At 61.8% G+C, this 19,028-nt stretch carries 15 protein-coding genes; 10 read left to right on the top strand and 5 right to left on the bottom strand.

Annotation, left to right across the window (positions count from 1 at the left end; translation table 11 throughout):
* Nucleotides 1–50: 50 nt before the first annotated feature.
* Both M1248_RS28690 and M1248_RS28695 read right to left on the bottom strand, forming a co-directional pair.
* The gene (locus M1248_RS28690; protein ID WP_174262152.1) at nt 51–455 is read right to left on the bottom strand and encodes a DUF2752 domain-containing protein; all 405 of its coding nucleotides are present in this window, start codon (nt 453–455) and stop codon (nt 51–53) included.
* 23 nt (nt 456–478) lie between these two features.
* The gene (locus M1248_RS28695) at nt 479–799 is read right to left on the bottom strand and encodes a CD225/dispanin family protein (protein ID WP_163733894.1); all 321 of its coding nucleotides are present in this window, start codon (nt 797–799) and stop codon (nt 479–481) included.
* 221 nt (nt 800–1,020) lie between these two features.
* On the opposite strand from M1248_RS28695, the gene M1248_RS28700 reads away from it, so the two are divergent.
* The gene (locus M1248_RS28700) at nt 1,021–1,719 is read left to right on the top strand and encodes a DUF427 domain-containing protein (RefSeq protein ID WP_317150460.1); all 699 of its coding nucleotides are present in this window, start codon (nt 1,021–1,023) and stop codon (nt 1,717–1,719) included.
* Between the two features lie 20 nt (nt 1,720–1,739).
* On the opposite strand, the gene M1248_RS28705 is transcribed toward M1248_RS28700, so the two are convergent.
* Both M1248_RS28705 and M1248_RS28710 read right to left on the bottom strand, forming a co-directional pair.
* Nucleotides 1,740–2,153 carry a hypothetical protein gene (locus M1248_RS28705; RefSeq protein WP_317150461.1) on the bottom strand — a complete coding sequence of 138 codons (414 nt, stop codon included), beginning with the start codon at nt 2,151–2,153 and terminating at the stop codon, nt 1,740–1,742.
* 5 nt (nt 2,154–2,158) lie between these two features.
* Nucleotides 2,159–3,223 (bottom strand): AbrB family transcriptional regulator, encoded by a 1,065-nt coding sequence (locus M1248_RS28710; RefSeq protein ID WP_317150462.1) that lies wholly within the window; start codon nt 3,221–3,223, stop codon nt 2,159–2,161.
* Nucleotides 3,224–3,352: 129 nt separating this feature from the next.
* On the opposite strand from M1248_RS28710, the gene M1248_RS28715 reads away from it, so the two are divergent.
* The 9 genes from M1248_RS28715 (at nt 3,353) to M1248_RS28755 (ending at nt 15,596) form a co-directional block, all read left to right on the top strand.
* Nucleotides 3,353–4,348 carry a TauD/TfdA family dioxygenase gene (locus tag M1248_RS28715; protein WP_317150463.1) on the top strand — a complete coding sequence of 332 codons (996 nt, stop codon included), beginning with the start codon at nt 3,353–3,355 and terminating at the stop codon, nt 4,346–4,348.
* Between the two features lie 192 nt (nt 4,349–4,540).
* The gene (locus M1248_RS28720) at nt 4,541–5,884 is read left to right on the top strand and encodes a hypothetical protein (protein ID WP_317150464.1); all 1,344 of its coding nucleotides are present in this window, start codon (nt 4,541–4,543) and stop codon (nt 5,882–5,884) included.
* 1,257 nt (nt 5,885–7,141) lie between these two features.
* Entirely contained in the window at nt 7,142–8,251 is a 1,110-nt protein-coding gene (locus tag M1248_RS28725) for a bifunctional DNA primase/polymerase (protein WP_317150465.1), read from the top strand.
* Between the two features lie 143 nt (nt 8,252–8,394).
* Nucleotides 8,395–9,753 carry a phage/plasmid primase, P4 family gene (locus tag M1248_RS28730; RefSeq protein WP_317150479.1) on the top strand — a complete coding sequence of 453 codons (1,359 nt, stop codon included), beginning with the start codon at nt 8,395–8,397 and terminating at the stop codon, nt 9,751–9,753.
* Nucleotides 9,754–10,033: 280 nt separating this feature from the next.
* Nucleotides 10,034–10,465: a hypothetical protein gene (locus M1248_RS28735; protein ID WP_317150466.1), complete on the top strand. Its 432-nt coding sequence runs from the start codon at nt 10,034–10,036 to the stop codon at nt 10,463–10,465.
* A gap of 45 nt (nt 10,466–10,510) precedes the next feature.
* Complete coding sequence (locus tag M1248_RS28740) at nt 10,511–12,739, top strand: hypothetical protein (RefSeq protein WP_317150467.1); 2,229 nt, start codon at nt 10,511–10,513, stop codon at nt 12,737–12,739.
* Nucleotides 12,736–13,305, top strand: coding sequence for a hypothetical protein (locus tag M1248_RS28745; protein WP_317150468.1), 570 nt, complete (start codon nt 12,736–12,738; stop codon nt 13,303–13,305). Before M1248_RS28740 ends, M1248_RS28745 begins: the two co-directional genes overlap by 4 nt.
* Nucleotides 13,306–14,126: 821 nt before the next feature.
* Nucleotides 14,127–14,318 (top strand): hypothetical protein, encoded by a 192-nt coding sequence (locus tag M1248_RS28750; protein ID WP_317150469.1) that lies wholly within the window; start codon nt 14,127–14,129, stop codon nt 14,316–14,318.
* Nucleotides 14,319–14,483: 165 nt separating this feature from the next.
* Complete coding sequence (locus M1248_RS28755; RefSeq protein WP_317150470.1) at nt 14,484–15,596, top strand: ADP-ribosylglycohydrolase family protein; 1,113 nt, start codon at nt 14,484–14,486, stop codon at nt 15,594–15,596.
* Nucleotides 15,597–15,662: 66 nt separating this feature from the next.
* Here the strand turns inward: M1248_RS28755 and M1248_RS28760 are convergent, their stop codons facing one another.
* Nucleotides 15,663–19,028 carry a DUF499 domain-containing protein gene (locus M1248_RS28760; protein WP_317150471.1) on the bottom strand — a complete coding sequence of 1,122 codons (3,366 nt, stop codon included), beginning with the start codon at nt 19,026–19,028 and terminating at the stop codon, nt 15,663–15,665.

A 19,028-nucleotide genomic window follows, 5' to 3' on the forward strand; every position in this document is an offset into this window, starting at 1 on the left:
GCTGGTGCTGGGCAGCGTCGATCATGCACTGCGTCAGTAGTTTTCGGCGGTCACACGCGCAATGCGGTGAACGGCTCAAAAGGTAGGTTGCGCACCACGAACCAGATGGTGACGACAACCATCGTCACCGTGGCGGCCCAGCGGTGGTGCTGCCAGCCGGCGATCTTGCGGCCGACGACTCGACCGTACGTCCACACGAGGTAGGCGACGATCAGAAAGGCCACCGCGACGACGGCGAGGGCGTTGAACCGCACTGCAGACAGGAAGTCTCCGTGCAGAAGCGAGTAGATCATTCGAAGTGTGCCGCAGCCCGGGCAGTCGATGCCCAGAAGGGCTTTCGTCGGACACACGGGAAGAAAACCGCCGGGTGTGGTCGGATCTCCGATCCAGACCACCGCACACGCACCAGCCGCCAAGGCGCCCACCAGGAGTGGGCCGCCGAGGCTGACGGGCACGCTGTGCCGAATTGGCGTTGAAATCAGTATTCGGTCGTCGTCGAAGTGTCGAAGTCCATGTTGACCGCGCCGACGGCGATGAGGATGCCGTAGATGACGAACACGACGATGCCGGCGATCAGGCTCCACATCGCCCACTTCTTCGCCGAGTCGGAGGCCGCCTGAGCCTCGGCGTACCGGCCCGATGCCCAGAGGCCGTTGACCTGGCTCGCCTTGACGATCGACACGACGCCGAACGGGAGGCAGCAGAACAGTGTCGTCAGAATGGCGAACACCAGATGAGTGCTTGGCTGCGCGCCCTGCGGTTGCGGGGGCGGGTAGTTGCCAGGCGGTGGTTGTGTCATCGTCGTCTTCCTTGTAAGGCCATTAGGACGGAAAAGCGGTGCTAAATGTACCGGAGCGGCGGCCCAAAAGACGGGAAAATCAAGATCAACATCGTGTTGCGGACGCACGTCCGGATGCATCGCTCACCTGCGATTATTGCGTAGGCAAGAGTTCGCAGCGGGACGCGGGAACCCGAGTGGCCCATGGCAATTTGCTCGGGTTGCGCGCCTAGTCTGACAGCATGAGCACGCCATCACGGCCGGATTACCCGCAAATGGCTGCGGCTCGTGGTCGCATCGAACCGGCACCACGGCGGGTCCGCGGGTTTCGCGGCGCCGAGCTCGTCTTCGACACGACCGCGGCGCGCTATGTGTGGGAGGTGCCGTACTACCCGCAGTATTTCGTACCGCTTTCCGATGTCCGCTCCGACGTTCTGCGCGAGGGTCTTCCGGGTATGCGGGTGTTCGACGACGGCGACTTCGCCGGACTGGTTCGGTTCCGGTGGGACACCTTGAATTGGTTCGAGGAGGACGAGCCGATCTACGGCCATCCACGGAATCCGTACGTGCGGGTGGATGCGCTGCGGTCCCATCGCCACGTGCAGGTCGCACTGAAGGGAGCGACGTTGGCCGAGACCCACTGCCCGGTATTGCTTTTCGAGACCGGGTTACCTACCCGGTACTACATCGACCGTACCGATGTGGAGTTCGCACACCTCGAACCGTCGACCACGCAGACCCTGTGTCCGTACAAGGGCGTCACCTCGAGGTACTGGTCGGTGCGCGTCGCGGATGCCCTTGTGGCCGACCTGGCATGGTCCTACGAGACGCCGCTGCCTGCTGTGGCGCCGATCGCGAACCTGGTCGCGTTCTACAACGAAAAGGTCGACATCACGGTCGACGGCGTAGAACTGGCCCGTCCCGCAACCCATTTCAGTTAGGGAAGCGGCGCAGGTCGGGCTCAGCCGACCTTTTGTAGCTGGAACGCGCTCTGCGTCACGACGCCGCCCGCGCAGCCGTAATTGGAGTCCGACGACACCACGCCGGCCAGCGTGGTCGGGTCGACCGACATCGATACCACGGCCGGTTCATAGTGCCCGTCAGCGCAGGTCAAGCCGCCTGGCTTCGAGACGGTGAAGTTCCAGCGGCCACCGCTCAGGCTGGTGGGCGCGGACCAACCCTGGTTGCTCGTGACCGTCCCGGTGCAGCCGGCGGGGGCGCAAGCCGTCACGAAGGTCCACACGTTGTATGGGTCACCGTCCGATGAGCCATAGGTGCCGTTGAGTAGTGGTGGGTCGGCAGCCGCAGCGCCGGCGAATGCGACGCCCGCGATCGCGGCGAAGGCGGCAACTAATGTGCGCAGAACCGTCGTCATAGTGATCAGGAATTTAACGGCCCTGTCACCCCACTCGTGGCCAGCGCGGCGTGTGATTCCCGGTTGTGCCCAGCATGAGGCCGAATCGAGATCTGAGGTGCGAACCGCAAGAACATCCGCGCGACCAGGGGGGCGGCGAACAGCATCAGCACCACACGGATCACCTGGGACGCCATGACGAACTGCACGTCGCAGTCGGATCCGATGGTGTACCCGAGCACCGCGTAGATGCCGCCGGGGCTGGTCGCCAGATAGCCGTCGAGTTGGCTGAGTCCGGCGACGTCGGCCAGCACCATGCCGAAGCCGGCCACGACCAGGTTGAGGACCGCGATCAATGCCAGTGCAGTGGGCAGGATCCGGCGGATCGCACGCAGTGATTCACGGTCGAACTCCAGCACTGTCTGCCATACGAAGAGCAGCGCCGCAGCCTGAACCAGCATCACAGGAACCTCGAGACCGCTGATCAATCCGCTGAATTCCAGCGCAATGGTGATCGCCATCGGGCCAAGCAGCCCGGCACCGGGCAAGCGCACCGCACGGCCGGCCGCCGCGCCGACGACCACGAGCACTGCGATCAGCGGCAGGTTGAAAAAAATCGGCAGGATGCCTACGGCATCGGAATGTGATGCGCTGGAACCGGATCCGCCGTAGATGACCGCGACGACGAAGGGCATGGCCGCGGTGATGATCGCGACGCGTAGATACTGCACCGCAGCGACGACACGGTCGTCGGTGCCCAACTCACGGGCGATGGACACCACGCCGGACGAACCGCCTGCGACGAGCGAGAGCGCACCCGTCAGCGGGCTGATGCCGCGGTGCATGCCCAGCAGCGCGCCGCCGGCGATACAGACGGCCAGTGTCCCGACGGCAACGGCTACGAGCGCCACCCAGTCCGCAGCGCCGAGCGTGGAGAACGAAACGTCGCGAACCAGAAGTCCGGTGGCCACCCCGAGCACACCCTGCACGGCCAGGGTCGACGCCGGCACCGCCTGCGGCGCGTGGCGTGACAGGGTCCAGGCAAGGATTCCGCAGACCAGGGCCGTTGCGAGGAGCTCGATGGTGTTCACGAGCTCAGGTTCTGACGACGTCCTTGGTGATTCCTAAAAGCCACGGTGTGCACGGCTCCAAGAAACTTCAAAGAATTGGCCGCCAATCTCGTGTCACGCATCCCGGCGATACACGAAAGGAGACCGCTGATGCACACGCAGGCGACAGGAGAAGGAACCCGTACCCGCAGGCCGCTGATCGGGTCCACGGTGTGGGATCGCGCGACTTTCGACGACGAGTCCTACACGGTCACGGTCGAACCGCACCAGGCCGAGGCTTGCCTGCACATCGTTTCCGAGCTGCGGCGACGCGGTAAGCGGATCGACACCGTTGAGCCCGCCGACTTCACTCACCCCGGGCTCTCTGAGTTGGCTCAGGTCATCAGCAAGCACGTGCACTCCGTCGCCGGGTTCGTCCTGTTGTGCGGGCTGCCGTCAAGCGGATGGACCGACGAGGAAGCGTCGATGCTCTATTGGGGCATCGGCACCTACCTGGGCCGGCCGCTGCCGCAGAATCGGGCCGGCGATCGCGTGTACCTGGTTCAGGACACCGGCGCGACGCTGATGGAGGCGCGCGGCTCGAAGACAAATCTCGGGATGATCTACCACACCGACTCGGCGGCTGCCTTCGTCGGCAGCCGTCCCGACATCCTCGCGCTGATGTGCCTGCGGAAGGCCCTGTCCGGTGGTGAGTCGCTGATGGTCAGCGGTCACACCGCCTACAACATCCTGCTGTCGACTCGGCCGGATCTGGTGGAGGTGCTCTACGGAGAGTTCCTCTTCGACCGGTCGAAGGACACGGCGGAGGGTGAGGACCCGGTGTCGCGCGGATCGGTGTTCACCGACACCGAAGAAGGTGTGGCGATCCGCTACAACCGCTTGCACATCGAACTGGGACACCATCTTTCGGGCACTCCGCTCACCACGCTGCAGCGTGAGGCGCTAGATGCATTCGACGCGATACTGAACGATCCGGCGAACGCGATCGATTTCACGATGGAGCCCGGCGACGTCTTCTTCGCCGACAACAACACCGTGCTCCACAACCGCAACGCCTTCACCGACGCAACCGAGGTGGAGAACCGACGCTGCTTGGTGCGACTCTGGCTCGCCGCCGGGTCGGCCAAGTACATGTGGAGCCGATGACGGGAATCGAACCCGCGTATTCAGCTTGGGAAGCTGCCTTGGTCCGATCAGCCCTGTTCATTAGGTGACGATAGGTCAACGATAGTCTTCACGTCGCACCAGATCAGCGGCAGTTTTGGAGATTACCGAAGACCTATTGATGGCTGTTGGCGGAGCGGCGGAGCCCCTTGTCGACGGCCATATCACGGTCAAATGCAGCAAACTCTTCGTAGTGCGATTCCGACCGCCGTACTCGCGGTGCTCGAAACATTAGCGCTGGGTGACGGGGCCGCGAAGCGTACCTGCGCCAGTGACGACACAGTGGTCAAAGATGGGGCGATGAACGCGTGCGAGTTCCGCGACGACGACGCTGGCTACCTGGCGTGGCTAGCCGCCAACCCTGAAGGCTACGTGCTCAACATCCCGCGCAGTCACAGCGCGACCCAAGCGCGCGTGCACCTCTCCGGATGCTGGACGATCAGCGGTCAGAACCGCGGTAGCTCTCTGACCGGTTCATATGTCAAGGTCTGTGCTCGGCGAGTGGACGAGCTCGAGCTGTGGGCAACCAACCATGTGGGTGTGCCGATCCCTTCTTGCGGGGCGTGTCGCATGGCTGAACCGCCCCCAGGACCCAATCCCACCAAGCCGTCGCGGCACACGCCGGGACGCCCTGTAGCCGAGGGCCGCTACGAGATTGACGGACCATCGACAGGCAGTCCGGTGGTCGAAGCCTGGGCTGACGATTACATCTACTACGACCCCGAGCGCCGGCCAGCCTGGCAGCAGAACCTGCGGGCCGAGCTCCGCGCTCGCTGCGGGCAACTCGAACCCTCGGTAGGGCAGGTGCTGCACGCGACATTCTTCGGCCCGAAGCGCCCCAACGCCGACGTAGAAAACCTCGTGCTCTTCAACATCGACGCGTTCAAGGTCGCGGGCCGTAACGGGATCCGCTTTGAACACGGTGTGGTGGTGCCACCGGCCGCCGATGGCACCGAGTATCCGTATTGCTACCGCTATGCGCTGGCACCGCTGTCGGGCAACTTCAATCACTGGCAGCCCGTGCGAAAGTTGGCGTCGTTCAACTGGACCGAATTAGGCATGTTCTCCGGCGACATAAAGCCTGCACAGGTGTGGCTAGCACTCGCCCGCACCGAGGTCTACCACGCCGAGCTGGTGCTCGCGCCGCACATACCGTTCGCCGTCAAAATCGAAGTCCGGCCGCCGCCCGGGCGTGAGCCGAGGCCGGATCTGTTGATGAAAGGAATTTTCGACGGGGTGATCGCGGCGTTCCAAGCCCACACCGACACCGCGGTCCTATCTGATGTCGCGTCCCGCCTCGCGACGATACTTCCAGCAGAAACTGCAGAGATCGAGCGGCATCTGCTCGACCAACGGCGGGCGGTGCTCGGCCCCGTGCGACAACTCGTCCTCCCCCAACGCAAGGGCGGCACTTGGAACCCAGCGGATCATTTGTGTGTTGCTGGCGAGTTGATTTCCGCCAAGCCAGCCGGTCCTCGCTGGGCAATCAGGGGTGAGCTCGTTGAAATCTCCCGCTGACACAACTGCTATGCAACAGCACTAGTACGTCGAGAACAGCGTCGCAATCTTGCGGCCAGCTGAGACGCCGATGTAGTACTCGCCGCGACGTCGCGTGCGCAACTTCGCGCCGACGTGCACGCCCGCGTACTCACCTCCCGGACCGACTCTGCCTACCCGTAACGTGTGACCGAGGCTCCCTCGGACGTATCGAGGGCGTCGACGGTTGATCTTGCGGCCTATCCGTCTTGTATGCGAGGTGCCCGTGGATGCGAACCGGCCCCTTCGGTCACGCTTGTATCTGCGCTTGGCCATCAGAGCCTCCTCTGTTCGATGCGAGCCACGTCAGACAAGGTCGGCGATCCTTGGCGCTGCCGCGCAATCGGCGCTATTTCCCTTCAATTATACCGCTTTGTGCGCGGAACACGTTGCAACGCAACGTATATCGGCTTTTCGCAGGCCCAGGATCGTGTCGCAGCGGAGCCGTAAATATGGGGGCCTGAGCGGGCCGGAGACGGGCGAACGTTGAGCGGGTGGGGTGATTCGACAGACGAGGTCCGTTGACACGGCTACTGAAATTAAACGGAATCGCCAACAAGCTAACTAAAGGCGAACGGGAGAAAATCAAATAACCGCAAAGCGAGAAGCTTGCTAAATCGGCGTGAAAGTTGTTTGAAAGCCCGGATCGAAATATTGTCAAATAATCAAAGCATCCGAAAGAGTTCAGGATGCGACTGAATTAGTAAGTGCCAATTTTCCTTTCTAATTTTTAACCCAAACCATCTGCTTTTCGGGCATGTATCTGCAGCTCAGAGGCATTCTACCCGGCCGCTTCGCAACCGCCACACAATGGACGGCGAGCGACTGGACATGGCCCAATTAGCGCGTACTATTATCGAGTGACGGGGATATAAGTCCTGCTATTCGTCCAGGATCCAAGGCTTATGCCAAGGTCCCCGTGCGTAATGATTGGATTCCGATGACAAGAATTGACCAGCGGCCACCAGTGTCGGCGCATAGCTCCACGCTGACCAACGATCTCCAGCAGTGGCTTGATTCTCAGAATCTGAGCAGGTTGCCGACCTTGACCAAAGACGACGCGTTGGCGCTCCTCAATAGCCGTGGCATGCCAGTCAAACGAAACGCAGTCGTGACCGCCTTCAACTCGAAGGAGCTTGATTCTGCGATCTATTCCGGGAAGAGGCTGGCCTCTGAGTATGACGTTGTGCGGTGGGCGATATCTCGCATCCAGAGCTCCGCCGGAACCGGGATCAGCGCGTGAGAGACGAACATGCAGAGCAACTTTCGTATGAGGCCATCGTCGAACACAACGACGGTGGTGCCTATACGGTCGAGTATGAAGGCCTAGAGGTTGCAGATTTCGTCAGTCGCGCCCTTGCCAATCTTGAACTCGGCTACGGGTGCGTGCCGATAGGGCGGGTCGATCCTAATCGCCCGGACTTGCCACCTCACAAAGTTGCGTGGTGTCGCGGCTATCACGGCTACGACGCCCACGACGCCGACGCCACCGACATCGCTGAAATACCAGCCCGCATCATTCGCCGGATGGTGGAGCGTGGTGAGCGGGGCATCCTGAATCTTGCTGCTCGTCTTCCGAAGGGCATGGTTGGGCTCGATGTCGACGCCTACGCCGCTAAGGCGGGAGGGATCACCATCGCGGAGCATGACCAGCGCCTCGGCCGCCGTCAACCGACCTACTTCGTCACGGCGCGTGAATTGGGCTCCGGTAGCGGCATATATCTGTACCGCGCACCGAACGATTGGACTGGCGTCGGTACTTTGGGACCCGGCGTCGAAACAATCCAGTCTCACCTTCGCTACCTCGCCGCACCCGGGAGCTTGCATCACATAGGTGAGACTTATCGGCTTTACCACCAGGAGTCAGGTTCACAAGATCTAGGCCTCGTCCTGCCTGCAACCGGTGATCCACGTCTCGCTGCGCTTCCTGAGGCGTGGCTTCATGCACTGCAACGCAAGCCGCGGCGCTCAGGCACCAATCTTGATGTGGACGATATTCGGGCGGTCGCGTCCGAGTGGATCTTCGACGAGCACCCGTACATGCTTGCCGCCACGGTGCAGGGTGTGCGCGACGCTACCGAAGATGGAACTACCCGTAACGCGATACATCGAGCATTATGGATAGCCGCCCGCAAGTCACGGGCCGGCTGCTATCCGTTGTCGAGGGCCGTATTGGAAATTGAGGCTGCCGCTGCTGCTTCGTATTCCGCCAGGGGCCTGCAACTCGACCTCATCGACTTCGCGCGGTCACTACAGCATGCGGTGAGCGACGCGCTTGACATGAGTGACGCCGAGGTCGCGGCCTGGGGCGCTTGGAGCGGTCGAGATGCGGGGGGTGGATCGCCGTGACCGCCAGTACGGATAATTCGAACCGGCGAGCGAAAAGCATTGTGTCAGCTGCGACCTCAGGCCCTGTCGGCGGTGCCTCCCCCAACGTCGCAGGACAGGGCAGCGTGGCCGTGTGGGACGACCGGCATTCAGGCCAAGTTCGGATGGCCTATCGGCTTGCAAAGCAATGCGACGGCAAGCTTTTGCACGTTCACGGGGTCGGCTGGCACTACTGGGACGGCACTCGGTGGGCATTCGACGACCGCGGAGAGGCCAAGCGATCCGTCCTGGCAATGCTCAAATCCTCTTGGGTACAGGCGTTCTCGATGTCCGATAAGCTGGAACAGAAGCGATTGATTTCGGACGTGAAGAAGTGTGAGTCGTCTGCGGGAATTGCTGGAGTTCTGTCAATCGCTGCGGCGCTGGAAGCGTTCGCGTCAACTGTGCGTGATATCGATGCCGACCCGTACCTGCTCAATGTTGCCAACGGCACATTAGATCTACGTTCGCTTGAACTCAAGCCGCACAACCCTGCCGATCGCATCACAAAGTGCTGCCTCGGTGCATACGATCCGAACTCCGAAGCCAAGGACTGGGCCGCGTTCCTCAACCGCGTACTACCCGATGAACCTGTTCGGAGCTTTCTCCAGCGAGTAGCAGGCGTTGGACTAATCGGTGCAGTCCGTGAACATGTACTGCCGATTCTCACGGGAAAGGGCGCGAACGGAAAGTCGGCGTTCGATCACGCAGTCCGGTTCACTTTGGGTGACTACGCCATTACTGCCGAGCCCGATCTATTCATGCACCGCGAGGGGGCTCATCCGACGGGGGAGATGGACTTGAGGGGCGTGCGTTGGGTTTCAGTTTCGGAGTCTGACAAGGACCGTCGGCTCGCGGAAGCGACAGTGAAGCGACTCACCGGTGGTGACACAATACGAGCTCGTCGCATGCGTCAAGATTTCGTCGAGTTCGAAGCAAGCCACACAGCGATGCTTATCACGAACCATCTGCCGAAGGTGTCCGGAGATGACCCCGCGATATGGCGGCGGCTTCGAGTAGTTCCATTCGAGGTGGTCATTCCTCTGCATGAACAGGACGGCGCTCTCGGCGAGAAGCTCGCAGCTGAGTCGGACGGCATCCTGACATGGATCGTCGCCGGTCTTCGCGATTACCTGAACATCGGCGGCCTTGCCGAACCTAACCGCGTGTTGGTCGCCACGGACGCTTACCACACCGCCAGCGACTCCGTGAGCCGTTTTATCGCAGAGTGCTGCGTAACGGCCAGCCCGGGCCTGCCAACGCACTGCGGAATACGCGCGACCATAAGTGAACTTCACCGGGTATGGCTCAGGTGGCAAGCGCAAGATGGATGCGAGCCTATGGGCATCCGCGCCTTCGGCCTTGCTCTGGACAACAGGGGATATCCCAACGGCGCGCCGTCGCAAGGAAAGCGGTTCCGAAAAGGGATTGGTCTTAGGGCCGAATGGTCCGAAACAGAATCGCCCCGCGGAGACAGGGCGTGAGGGACTTGCATACAGAAGGCACACTTGCCGTTGTTCGCCCTACGCGCGCGTGTAAGTCGAAATGTTGCCTGGCAAGTGTGCCTTCTGTATGCATGCGATCCCGCGTTGAGAGGTGACGGACATGACTGACCTATCGAACCGCGAACCTATCGACCGGTGGGCACGAAGTGCCCACCCCGAGCGGCGATGCACTGCGCATAGGAAGAACGGAGACCAGTGCAAAAACGCCGCCCGTCATGGAGCTAACGTCTGCGACTTTCATGGGGCGAAGGCACCGCAGGTGAAACGCAAGGCGCGTGAACGGCTCGAAGAAGCATCGGATCGACTCGCCCGCGAGCTGCTGAAGATGGCGACCGACCCAAAGGTTTCAGAATCGGTCAGGCTGTCGGCTATCAAGGACGCTCTGGACCGTGGCGGTGTATCAGCCAGGACCGCCGTCGAAGTTGAGGTGGGGCCACCGAAGCCGTACGAGCAGATCCTGGACGGTGTCTTGCGAATTGAAGCGGGCTCGCGCGAAGAGTTCCGCCGATCGCAGGCCGGAATGAATCATCGCCGTCTTGAGCAGCCGTCCGAAAGCAACCAGTCGGACGTGTCTGCACCGATCGACGCCGAAGTAGTTGATGTTTTGGAGGTCGCCCCCTCCGTCACCCCAAGCATGCGCACAATTCGGCGCCCGGCTCGGCACCCGCGCGCCGCCGAGTCTCCGGAGTAATCTGGCAACTTTAAGGGGCCACTCCCAGTTTGCGGAGGGAAGGTTGTGGCAGTAGGCGATGCCGACGATGGTGCGCAGCGATTTGCCGACCTCGCAGGCGGCCCGGGAACCGTCCAGGGCGTCGATTACCAGATTCGAGTGTCGACCCTTCAGGCGCTGTACCTCCTAGCTGACGCGGCGCGTGACCCGACCGACCCATTGGTAATCGCACCTGAGAAGCGGCTGGTAGCCGCGAATGGCCAGTATGGCTATGACCTTGGGTGGTCGGGGGGCAGGAGAAATTCAGACGAGTTGTGGGAAGCGAAGCTGACACCGACGTTGGAAGATGTGAGGCACTTCCTGACGACTCTCGCCCACCGAGTTGCGCATGCAGATGACTCGGTCACGAAGAGCAGAATTGTTGCTGGTCACGAGACCGCGGCGGTGAAGGCGCTCGGCCGTGTCGTTCGCCTTGCTCACGAGGCGCCGGATCCGGAGGCGTTCAGCGCGCTCATCGGCGCGGCCGCAGATTCTCGAGTAAATGGCTTGTTAGACACGTTAGGTGATTCGGCGTGGGCGACTCTCCAAGTCGCCCTCCTACCTGAGTTCTTGGCCCCGAATGCTGTCCAAATGACACTCGATGTGCTTGTCAGCCAGATGGCAATGCCCGGAAAGGCGGAAGCGCTGGAAGCTGCGGTTTCGGATCGGCTTTCAGAAAAGGCGCAGACAAGGGGGCGTATCTCCGCGGGCGCTTTTGCCGCAGAACTTCAAGACCGCCGCATATTGGCGCCACCTCCAATCCTCGACTTCACCTCTGCCAACGAAGCGGAGTTGGAAGCGGTAGCACTGCTGCAGCGGTGTCCGGTGCCGCTTGCAGAATCGGTTCTCGCCTATGCACTTGGCGCCTCAACTGATGAACTCGCCGCGAAGCTGGCGGACCCGCTTGCGACGGGACTGGTCGTCAGTAGCGACGCCGGCTGGCTGGCCTATGCGACGGCGTTGGCGCCCATCATGGTCTCGCGGATCAGCGAACTCCTATCGCGGGCGCTGGACCGCCTCGTGTCTACCGCCAACGAGACAGGCGTGGCATCAGCGGCTCAAACCCTAAACGCGCTCGCTCTATCTCGCGCATTAATCGATGACCGTCCTGACCTGGCCGCCGAAGCGTTCGGTGCCTTCGACAAGCCGAGCAAAGCGTGGGGTGACCTGTCCGCGGTGCAAAGCTTGGCGGAGATTGCCGCTGAGGGGGCGCGCCGAGTCGCGAGCCGCGCCGGTGCCACCAACGAAACGATCAGCCGTATGGCGGCCGTCCGTGCGCGGACCTACATCTGTGGGAGCGGCTGGGTTCTCCAACGAGTCGACGAACTCGAAGAAGCCGCTGACCACATGGCAAGAGCGGACGAACTCAGCGCCGACGGCGACAACCCTAAGAATCGTGCTTTCACACTCAAGTGCCGCGGGCGGCTTGCTCGCCTTCGAGCCGAGGATCTGGACGTGCGCTCAGAGGAGAGAGAGGCGCTGCTTTCCGAGAGCGTCAGGCAGTTGACTGCAGCATTTCCGCAATTCCAAGCGCTCGTCGCGGAGGGCGACGTCGGGTGTGTTGAAGACCAGGGAGAATGCCTATCACTCTTAGCGCGGACGTTCGCCACCCGCGGCGACTGGGAGGAGGCCGAGCACACATCTGCGCAAGCGCACGCGATCCTGGACTCCTGTCCGACCACTAAGGCGTTCGCGGACCTGCTCGTGCTCGATGCGGAGCTGGCACTTCGGCGGTTCCATTCCGGTACTGGGGACGAGGAGAAGCTGCGGAACCATCTTCATCGTCTTCTCGAACTCCGCGAGGTTCACCGACGCAGTGATCAGCCGGCGGATAAGGACCGGGGCGGATCTGAAATAGTGGCCCGAATCCTGGCTGCATGCGCTCGGCTACACGCGTCGTGCGGTGAGGTCGGCCTCGCTACGGCGGCGCTGGATGAAGCGGCCGTGATCTACGGGGAGCTAACGTACCCTCTGGCAGAGTGCAGGATCCGCTGGGAGCGAGCCACGCTTTTGCCCGAGCCTCTCCCAGCGGGACTCGTAGGGGCCCTAGACGCGATAGGCGCCGATCCCATCACCAGAGTTGTCGCACTCGAAGAGTTGAATACCTGGCGTGAGGCACAGGGTGGTGCAACGATGGGTGATCCATCGCGGGCACCTGCGTTGGCGGATACTTTTTGGCAAGGCCTCGTCAGCCGGGCGGAGCGACGAGCTCGCGTCTCGCGGCCTCGGTGGGGCGAGGGGAGGCGCTTAGCATGAGCAATTCCGACACCTCAGACCGGCTTCCTGATCGTTTCCGCGTTGCGTCGGATCAGCTCCTTGCTGTCGCAGCGCAGCGCGTCCGTGACCTCTCGAATCAGGTGAGCAACTTGATTGCGGAGCGCTGGCCTAGTGAGAAGGACGCCAAAGATGCTGTTGATGCCCGCTCGGCGGAGGAGGCGTGGCAGGATCTCCGCGAGCATCCCTTCCTACTGTGGGTGCCTCCGGTATGGCGCGCTCAAACAGAAGGTGCCGAGGCCGTCGCGGTGATGCGTCGCAAGGCGGTTAGCGCCATTGATCGCAATTTACTGATTGAGCTTGGTCACCACGCGGACGGCGTTGCATGGGTACGTTTGGCTACCGGTCCGCTTCATGATCGCCCAACACCGGAAGGCGTCGACCCGACGACGGCGGCGGGTTCTGTTGATCCGAAGTTGGATGTAACTGCGCCAAACTTCTGGACGGCCGTGATCGAGCTCCGAAACGCGTTGATCCGAAATTACGGGGACGGAACAGCAAGCGACCATAGCGCGAAACTATCAAGCCTGCGTAGCGTCAAGGCATAGCGCAGGAAGCATTGTGGTCGCGAATGTGCCTCGCGTCCAACGACTTTAGGGCCATCTTGCTGACCGAGCTTAGATCGTCATTCAGAGAGTGAATCGTCGAGGCCCAGCCGGGAGTGACGGTCACGTCGCCGTCAGGGTCAAACGTGATCGCGCCCAGGACTTCCAATCGATGTAAGGAATCGACAAGCCCCTCAGTTCGCCACCCCTCTCGAAGGCTGAAGGTGATCCGCAGGCCTTTTAACGCTGTAGCGAGCCAGTCAGAACAACGGCTGTTCGACAAGTTGTCGCGTGCTTGGCAAAGACGCTGAGACAAGTTATCGCTATACCGAGTAGCGGCGTACTTGGTCGGGGCAATGACTAGAATTGCGCGATCCTGCGTGCTTAGTGCATCGATGCGCTCTCCATCCAGCGTGGTCGAAGCTCGGTGCACGTTTCTAGGGTCTCGCAAGTTGTAGAGTAATTGCGGCAGCGACTCGGTTAAGTTGTCTTTTACTTGCTAAAGTGGGCAGTTCCTCTAATACGGTGGATGTGTGATGACACGGTCCGACGGAGCGGAACGGCCGTATGTCAGTCTTCGGGAAGCTGCAACGCAGCTTGGCATTACCGCCGAGGCAGTACGCTTGGCCCGCGAACGAGGGGCATTAGAGGGATTCGAAAGGCCTGCGGGTTCGCGGGTTCGACGGTACGTCTTCACGGATTCCCTCGGCGAGTTCAGGCCGAGGACGCGGCGAAAACCGCGCGCTTCGGCTGGTGCACCTGAGGCATGGGACCGCGAAGCACATCTAGCGGCCGAGAACACTTCGCTGCGTGAGACAAATCTGATGCTGATTGCCGCCTCTGAGGAGGACAAGCTAGTGCGGCGGCACTACGTGAAAGCTGCAGAGCACATGGCGCGTGCGCTCGCCGAGATCGCAGCTTGTGATTCTGCGGCCGCACGCACTCGCGAATACCTGGAAAATGCGATCGCGCAGTGGAACTTACCGGGATCGACGGCGTCGATCGACTCGAAGTAACTATTGCCACGGCTCGCCTGTCGTATCTGCGATGCAGCCCAGACTTGAGGGAACGCTGGACACCGCCGCTAAGGCGATAAGCCTGCGGCTCAAGGGCATCACCGCCGCCTACATCGCGGAATTCTGAAGCTAGCTCAGCCAGCCCGGCAGCTGTAACGTGCGGGAATGCGCCCCAAGCTCCGAGACCGTTTCCGCGGTTGTCTGCTCGGCGGCGCGGTCGGCGACGCATTAGGAGCACCTGTCGAGTTCTATACTCGCGACGAAATTCTGGCACAGTTCGGTCCCCAGGGAATCTCCGGATATGCCGCCGCATACGGCGGTATCGGAACGATCACTGACGACACGCAGATGACAATGTTCACCGCCGAAGGCTTGCTGAGATGCTGGGTTCGCGGCTGCCTGAAAGGGCTGACGACCCACACCGGCGTGACTGCCAACGCCTACCTGCGTTGGCTTCGTACCCAAGGCGAAACAACCCAGCACGGGGTCGGAGTCGGTCAACCCTTCGAAGACGACGCACCGGCGGGCTGGCTGTACCAACAGCACCAACTCCACGCCCGGCGAGCGCCGGGGAACACCTGCGTGTCAGCGCTTCAGCAGATGCGCGGCCTGAGCCAGCCCGCCGACAACAACAGCAAGGGGTGCGGCGGGGTCATGCGCGTGGCACCCGTCGGACTTTTTGTGTTGCGATTGCCCAGCAGATCGCTGCGAGAAGCGTTCGACGTGGGCGTCGATCTTGCGGCGCTGACGCATGGACACCCCACGGGTACGTTGTCAGCCGGATTTTTTGCCGGGCTTGTATATCTATTGGCGCAAGGGGTTTCGCTGATCGACGCGTTACCCGCGGCGAAATGGATCCTGCACGAAATCGATGGCCACGGCGAGACATTGATGGCCGTCGAGGCCGCAGAGGCCGCAGCGCAAAGTGGCGGCAATCGGTCAGACGCCATCGCCGAGTTAGGCAAGGGTTGGGTAGCGGACGAGGCACTATCCATCGCACTCTACTGTGCGCTGACCGCCCAATCGTTCGCCGACGGGGTGGTCGCAGGCGTCAACCATGACGGGGACTCAGACTCCACGGGCTCGATGGCGGGAAACCTGCTCGGTGCGATACACGGGGCATCCGCCATCGGCGACGAGTGGCTGACACCATTGGAACTCAGAGCCGTGATCACGGAACTCGCAGACGATCTGTACGAGTATCCGCGGTGGCACCTCTCCGAGTATGACCCCGACGAGGAAACCGAGCGGATCTGGCATAAGTATCCCGGTTACTGAGGGTTTGGTGGCTCAAGCCGGGCGTTTTGGCGTATGGACCGGAAGGTGGCGAGAGGTCAAGCAGTTCTAATCCATCGACCAGTCGTCTGCGCCGAAACCGAGAGCGTTCAGGTTCTCCCGGATTGCGGCACGCTGATCGTCGGTGAGTTTGTCTAGCTGGCTGGACTCGATGTCGATCGAGACGCGGATCGGGAGTCCGCCATTGACGAAGTGGGAGATGATCTCTTCGTAGATCTGGCCGACATCGCGTACAACGCGATTCGTCATCAGTTCCTTTGTCGCGTGAAACCGTGTGGGAACGGACGTCGTCGTGGACGACCCGGCGCCGCCACCATCGCCCGTCCCTGCCTGAACAGTGCCACCCGTCGAACTGCCCGTGTGCGTCGACGTTCCAGTGCTGCCTGCGCCACCTTCGTCAGGATTTTTGTCTCTTTCGATCTGCTCAAGTGCAACCGTCGGCTCGACGAGAAGCCCGCCCTGGCGTACGGCTACTGGCTTGGTGATCGTCAGCCCTACGAAACGGTCGCCTTCGTATGAGTCGGCGTACGCGAAGCCATCTAGCTCGATGCTCAACACCTCGTCCAGATGCCACGCGACGTCCATTACGACCTTGGGCTGCACGACTTTCGGCATGTAGACGTACTGGCTGAAGTAGCCGACGAGGGTGTCGAGTGGGACGTAAGGCTGGTCCTTCCAGAGGTTCAGCCGGTCGATTTGCATACGCAGAAGCGAGGGCGAGAAGGCACGGACGACGAACTCGCCTGCGTCCGCCTTCTTGGTGACTCGCTCAGCGAGGGTGCCGTCTCCGCTCATCAGGATCGATTCCAACTCGATGGACGACGAGCCAGGTTCTTGGGTCGGCACGAGAATCCACCGGTAGGCCTCCCGAATGGAATCCGACACTGTCTGCTTGGCCTGGGTGACACGCGACTCTGCGACCTTGATGTTGTGCTGGTCGAGGTTGAGCGAGTCCTTGCTCTCCAAGATGTACTCCCACGCCATACGCTGACGCACGGCGTTGAGGAGAACGTCAATGCGGTCGACCTCAGGAGCGAGGAACACCAGGCTGTTCTTGTGGATGCGGGCATTGGTCCCGCGCTTGCTCAGAAACTCGAGAGCGGCGTCCTCTGCAACCGAACGGCCGCGCTTGGAAAACGGTCGGTCGGGCCCGAAGATAACCAGCCCGATGCCCGGATCATCGTCGACGTCAATGCTGCCGTGCGGGAAGCGGTGCACGCGCTCGAAAAGCCCTTTGTCCGTCTCCTGACGGACCACAGCTGCTAGTTCCTCGAAGACCTGGTCGTCGTGGTAAGAGTCGGCACGTTCTTGGACGATCTGAGCGACGGTCTGCTGCAGCGAGAGCCAGTAGCGGTCCTGGTCGCGGTTCATGTACTTGCCCAGGTCGCCCAGGCGCCGCAGCCCATCGGTCACGTGCGCTGGATTGTCACCAGGGTAGGTAGAGCCGAGTACGACGCGCTTCTGCTCGATACCGCGGATGGTGGCCGCACTGCCGTCACGTTGTCGCAAGTTCGCCATCGGGGCGGTCCCGAGGAACACGCACCGCGCAGCTCGCTTTGTTGCCATGGACTTGCCGAGGATCTTGATCTCGCTGTCGACGATGTTCGCCGTCGAAGTCTCGCCGGCGACGTCGGCGTCGACGATGGGCTTCCATGAGTCATCGAGATGGTTCGCGAGCTCATCGAAGACCTTGGCGCTGTCAAGTGGGATGGACGCCGGAAGGACCATCGGTGATCTGTCGCCACTGATCCAGAGTGCGTAGACCACCGTCGCCATGAGACGCAGAACGCCACGGGTGCGTTGGAACCGCTCCAATGTTGACCAGTCCTTGTAGAGCCGGTCGAACAACTCGGGGTGGATCGGGTATGCGGTACGCATCGACGTCCGGTATCCGGGTTGCATGACCTCGCTCGGCACATCGGCTGAGTACCGCAGGTAGTGATCGGTGAACTTCTGCACCACCAAATCTCGGGCGGCATCCTGCTCGCGACCGAACGGCTTGAAGATGCGTCGCCGGACGATCTCGAACGACTCCTCGATCGTCGCCGGCTGCCATGCCGACTCCACCCGGTGGATCACCGATCGAAGGTGCCGCAGAGCCTCAAGTCCCGCTGTTCCACCGACTTCATGCTCGTTATCGATCGGTCCCTCGGCGCCGGGCATGTCACGGACAACATCCGACGCCGGCAGCGAGACGACCAGCAGAGCCGTCGGCACAGATTTCACCGCTTCGGTCAGCGACTGCACGAAAGTCATGTGCCCATCGAATGTTCCTGCCGGCGCTGAACTTTCCCGCGACCAGAGTTGCCGCAAGTACGCCACCCATTCGTCGATGAGGACGATGCAGGGGCCATGCTTCGCTAGGAGATCCGCGATCGCAGTGGTAGTCGGCGGTACTGACTGCTCGTCGTACCGTGCGACCATCTCGTAGCCGGGCTTGCCCCCGAGCTGGTAGGCCAGTTCGCCCCACAAGGTATTGACGTTGATGCCATCGGGTTTGGGCATGCCCAAGATGGATAGGTCGTTGCCGACGAGTACGGCACGGTGGACCTTCGCCGGCAGCTCGCTCACGCCGATACCGTCGAGCAATTCGCGCATACCCGGCAGCTTCTCGGCGGGGATGCCGGCGGCCGCGTGGTACACGGCGAGGAGCGAATGCGTCTTTCCCCCACCGAATGTGGTCATGAGATCGACCACCGGTTCGCCGCCGCCACGAGTGAGTCTCTTAATCGCCTGTTCCAGCAAGTAGCGGAGACCGCGGGTCAAGTACGTGCGGCCGAAGAACTCGACCGGGTCACCGTATTCGGGGCCTGCAATCCCTTGATGCACCTGTCGCAGGTCGGCAGCGAACTGCGCAAGTTCGAAGGTGCCCCGGGCCACGTCATCGTGCGGCTCGACCACGTCACGCCATGCAGGAAGGCCGGTCGAGTCCACCTGAACGGACAGTGCCTTCTCCTGTGCACGCTGCAGGCGCTTCTGGTCCTCCTCGAACATGAGCCGCCGGAACTCTCGCCGCATTTCATCGGCCTTGTCCGCTTGCTGCACCGCACCGATGGAGCGCAGGATGTGCTCGCCATCCATGAGCACCCGTTCAGTGCGTTCCGAAGAAATCCGTTCACCGTGTGCCCACTCTTTGCGGGCATCCCACAGTGCGCTGACTGCGCGCTTGTCCTCGAACGACAGCTGACTCTTGAAGATCGCGTGCCACTGCTTGTCGAAAACCCAGAACAGGTACGCCGGGTCCGACTGGTTCGGCGAAGCGTCACGCCCAGTTAGCCCCGCTGTGCGACCTACCTCCGTCGCCCAGCTGTCTCCGTACTTGGTATGAAGTTGGGTGATCATCCACGGACCGAGCCCTTGAGCGACAAGATCAAGAAGGCGACCAACTCGCTCTTTGTTAGTCAAGGAGGCCAT

The sequence above is a fragment of the Mycobacterium sp. 29Ha genome (assembly GCF_032883055.1).
GTDB classification, from domain to species: Bacteria; Actinomycetota; Actinomycetes; order Mycobacteriales; family Mycobacteriaceae; genus Mycobacterium; species Mycobacterium gallinarum.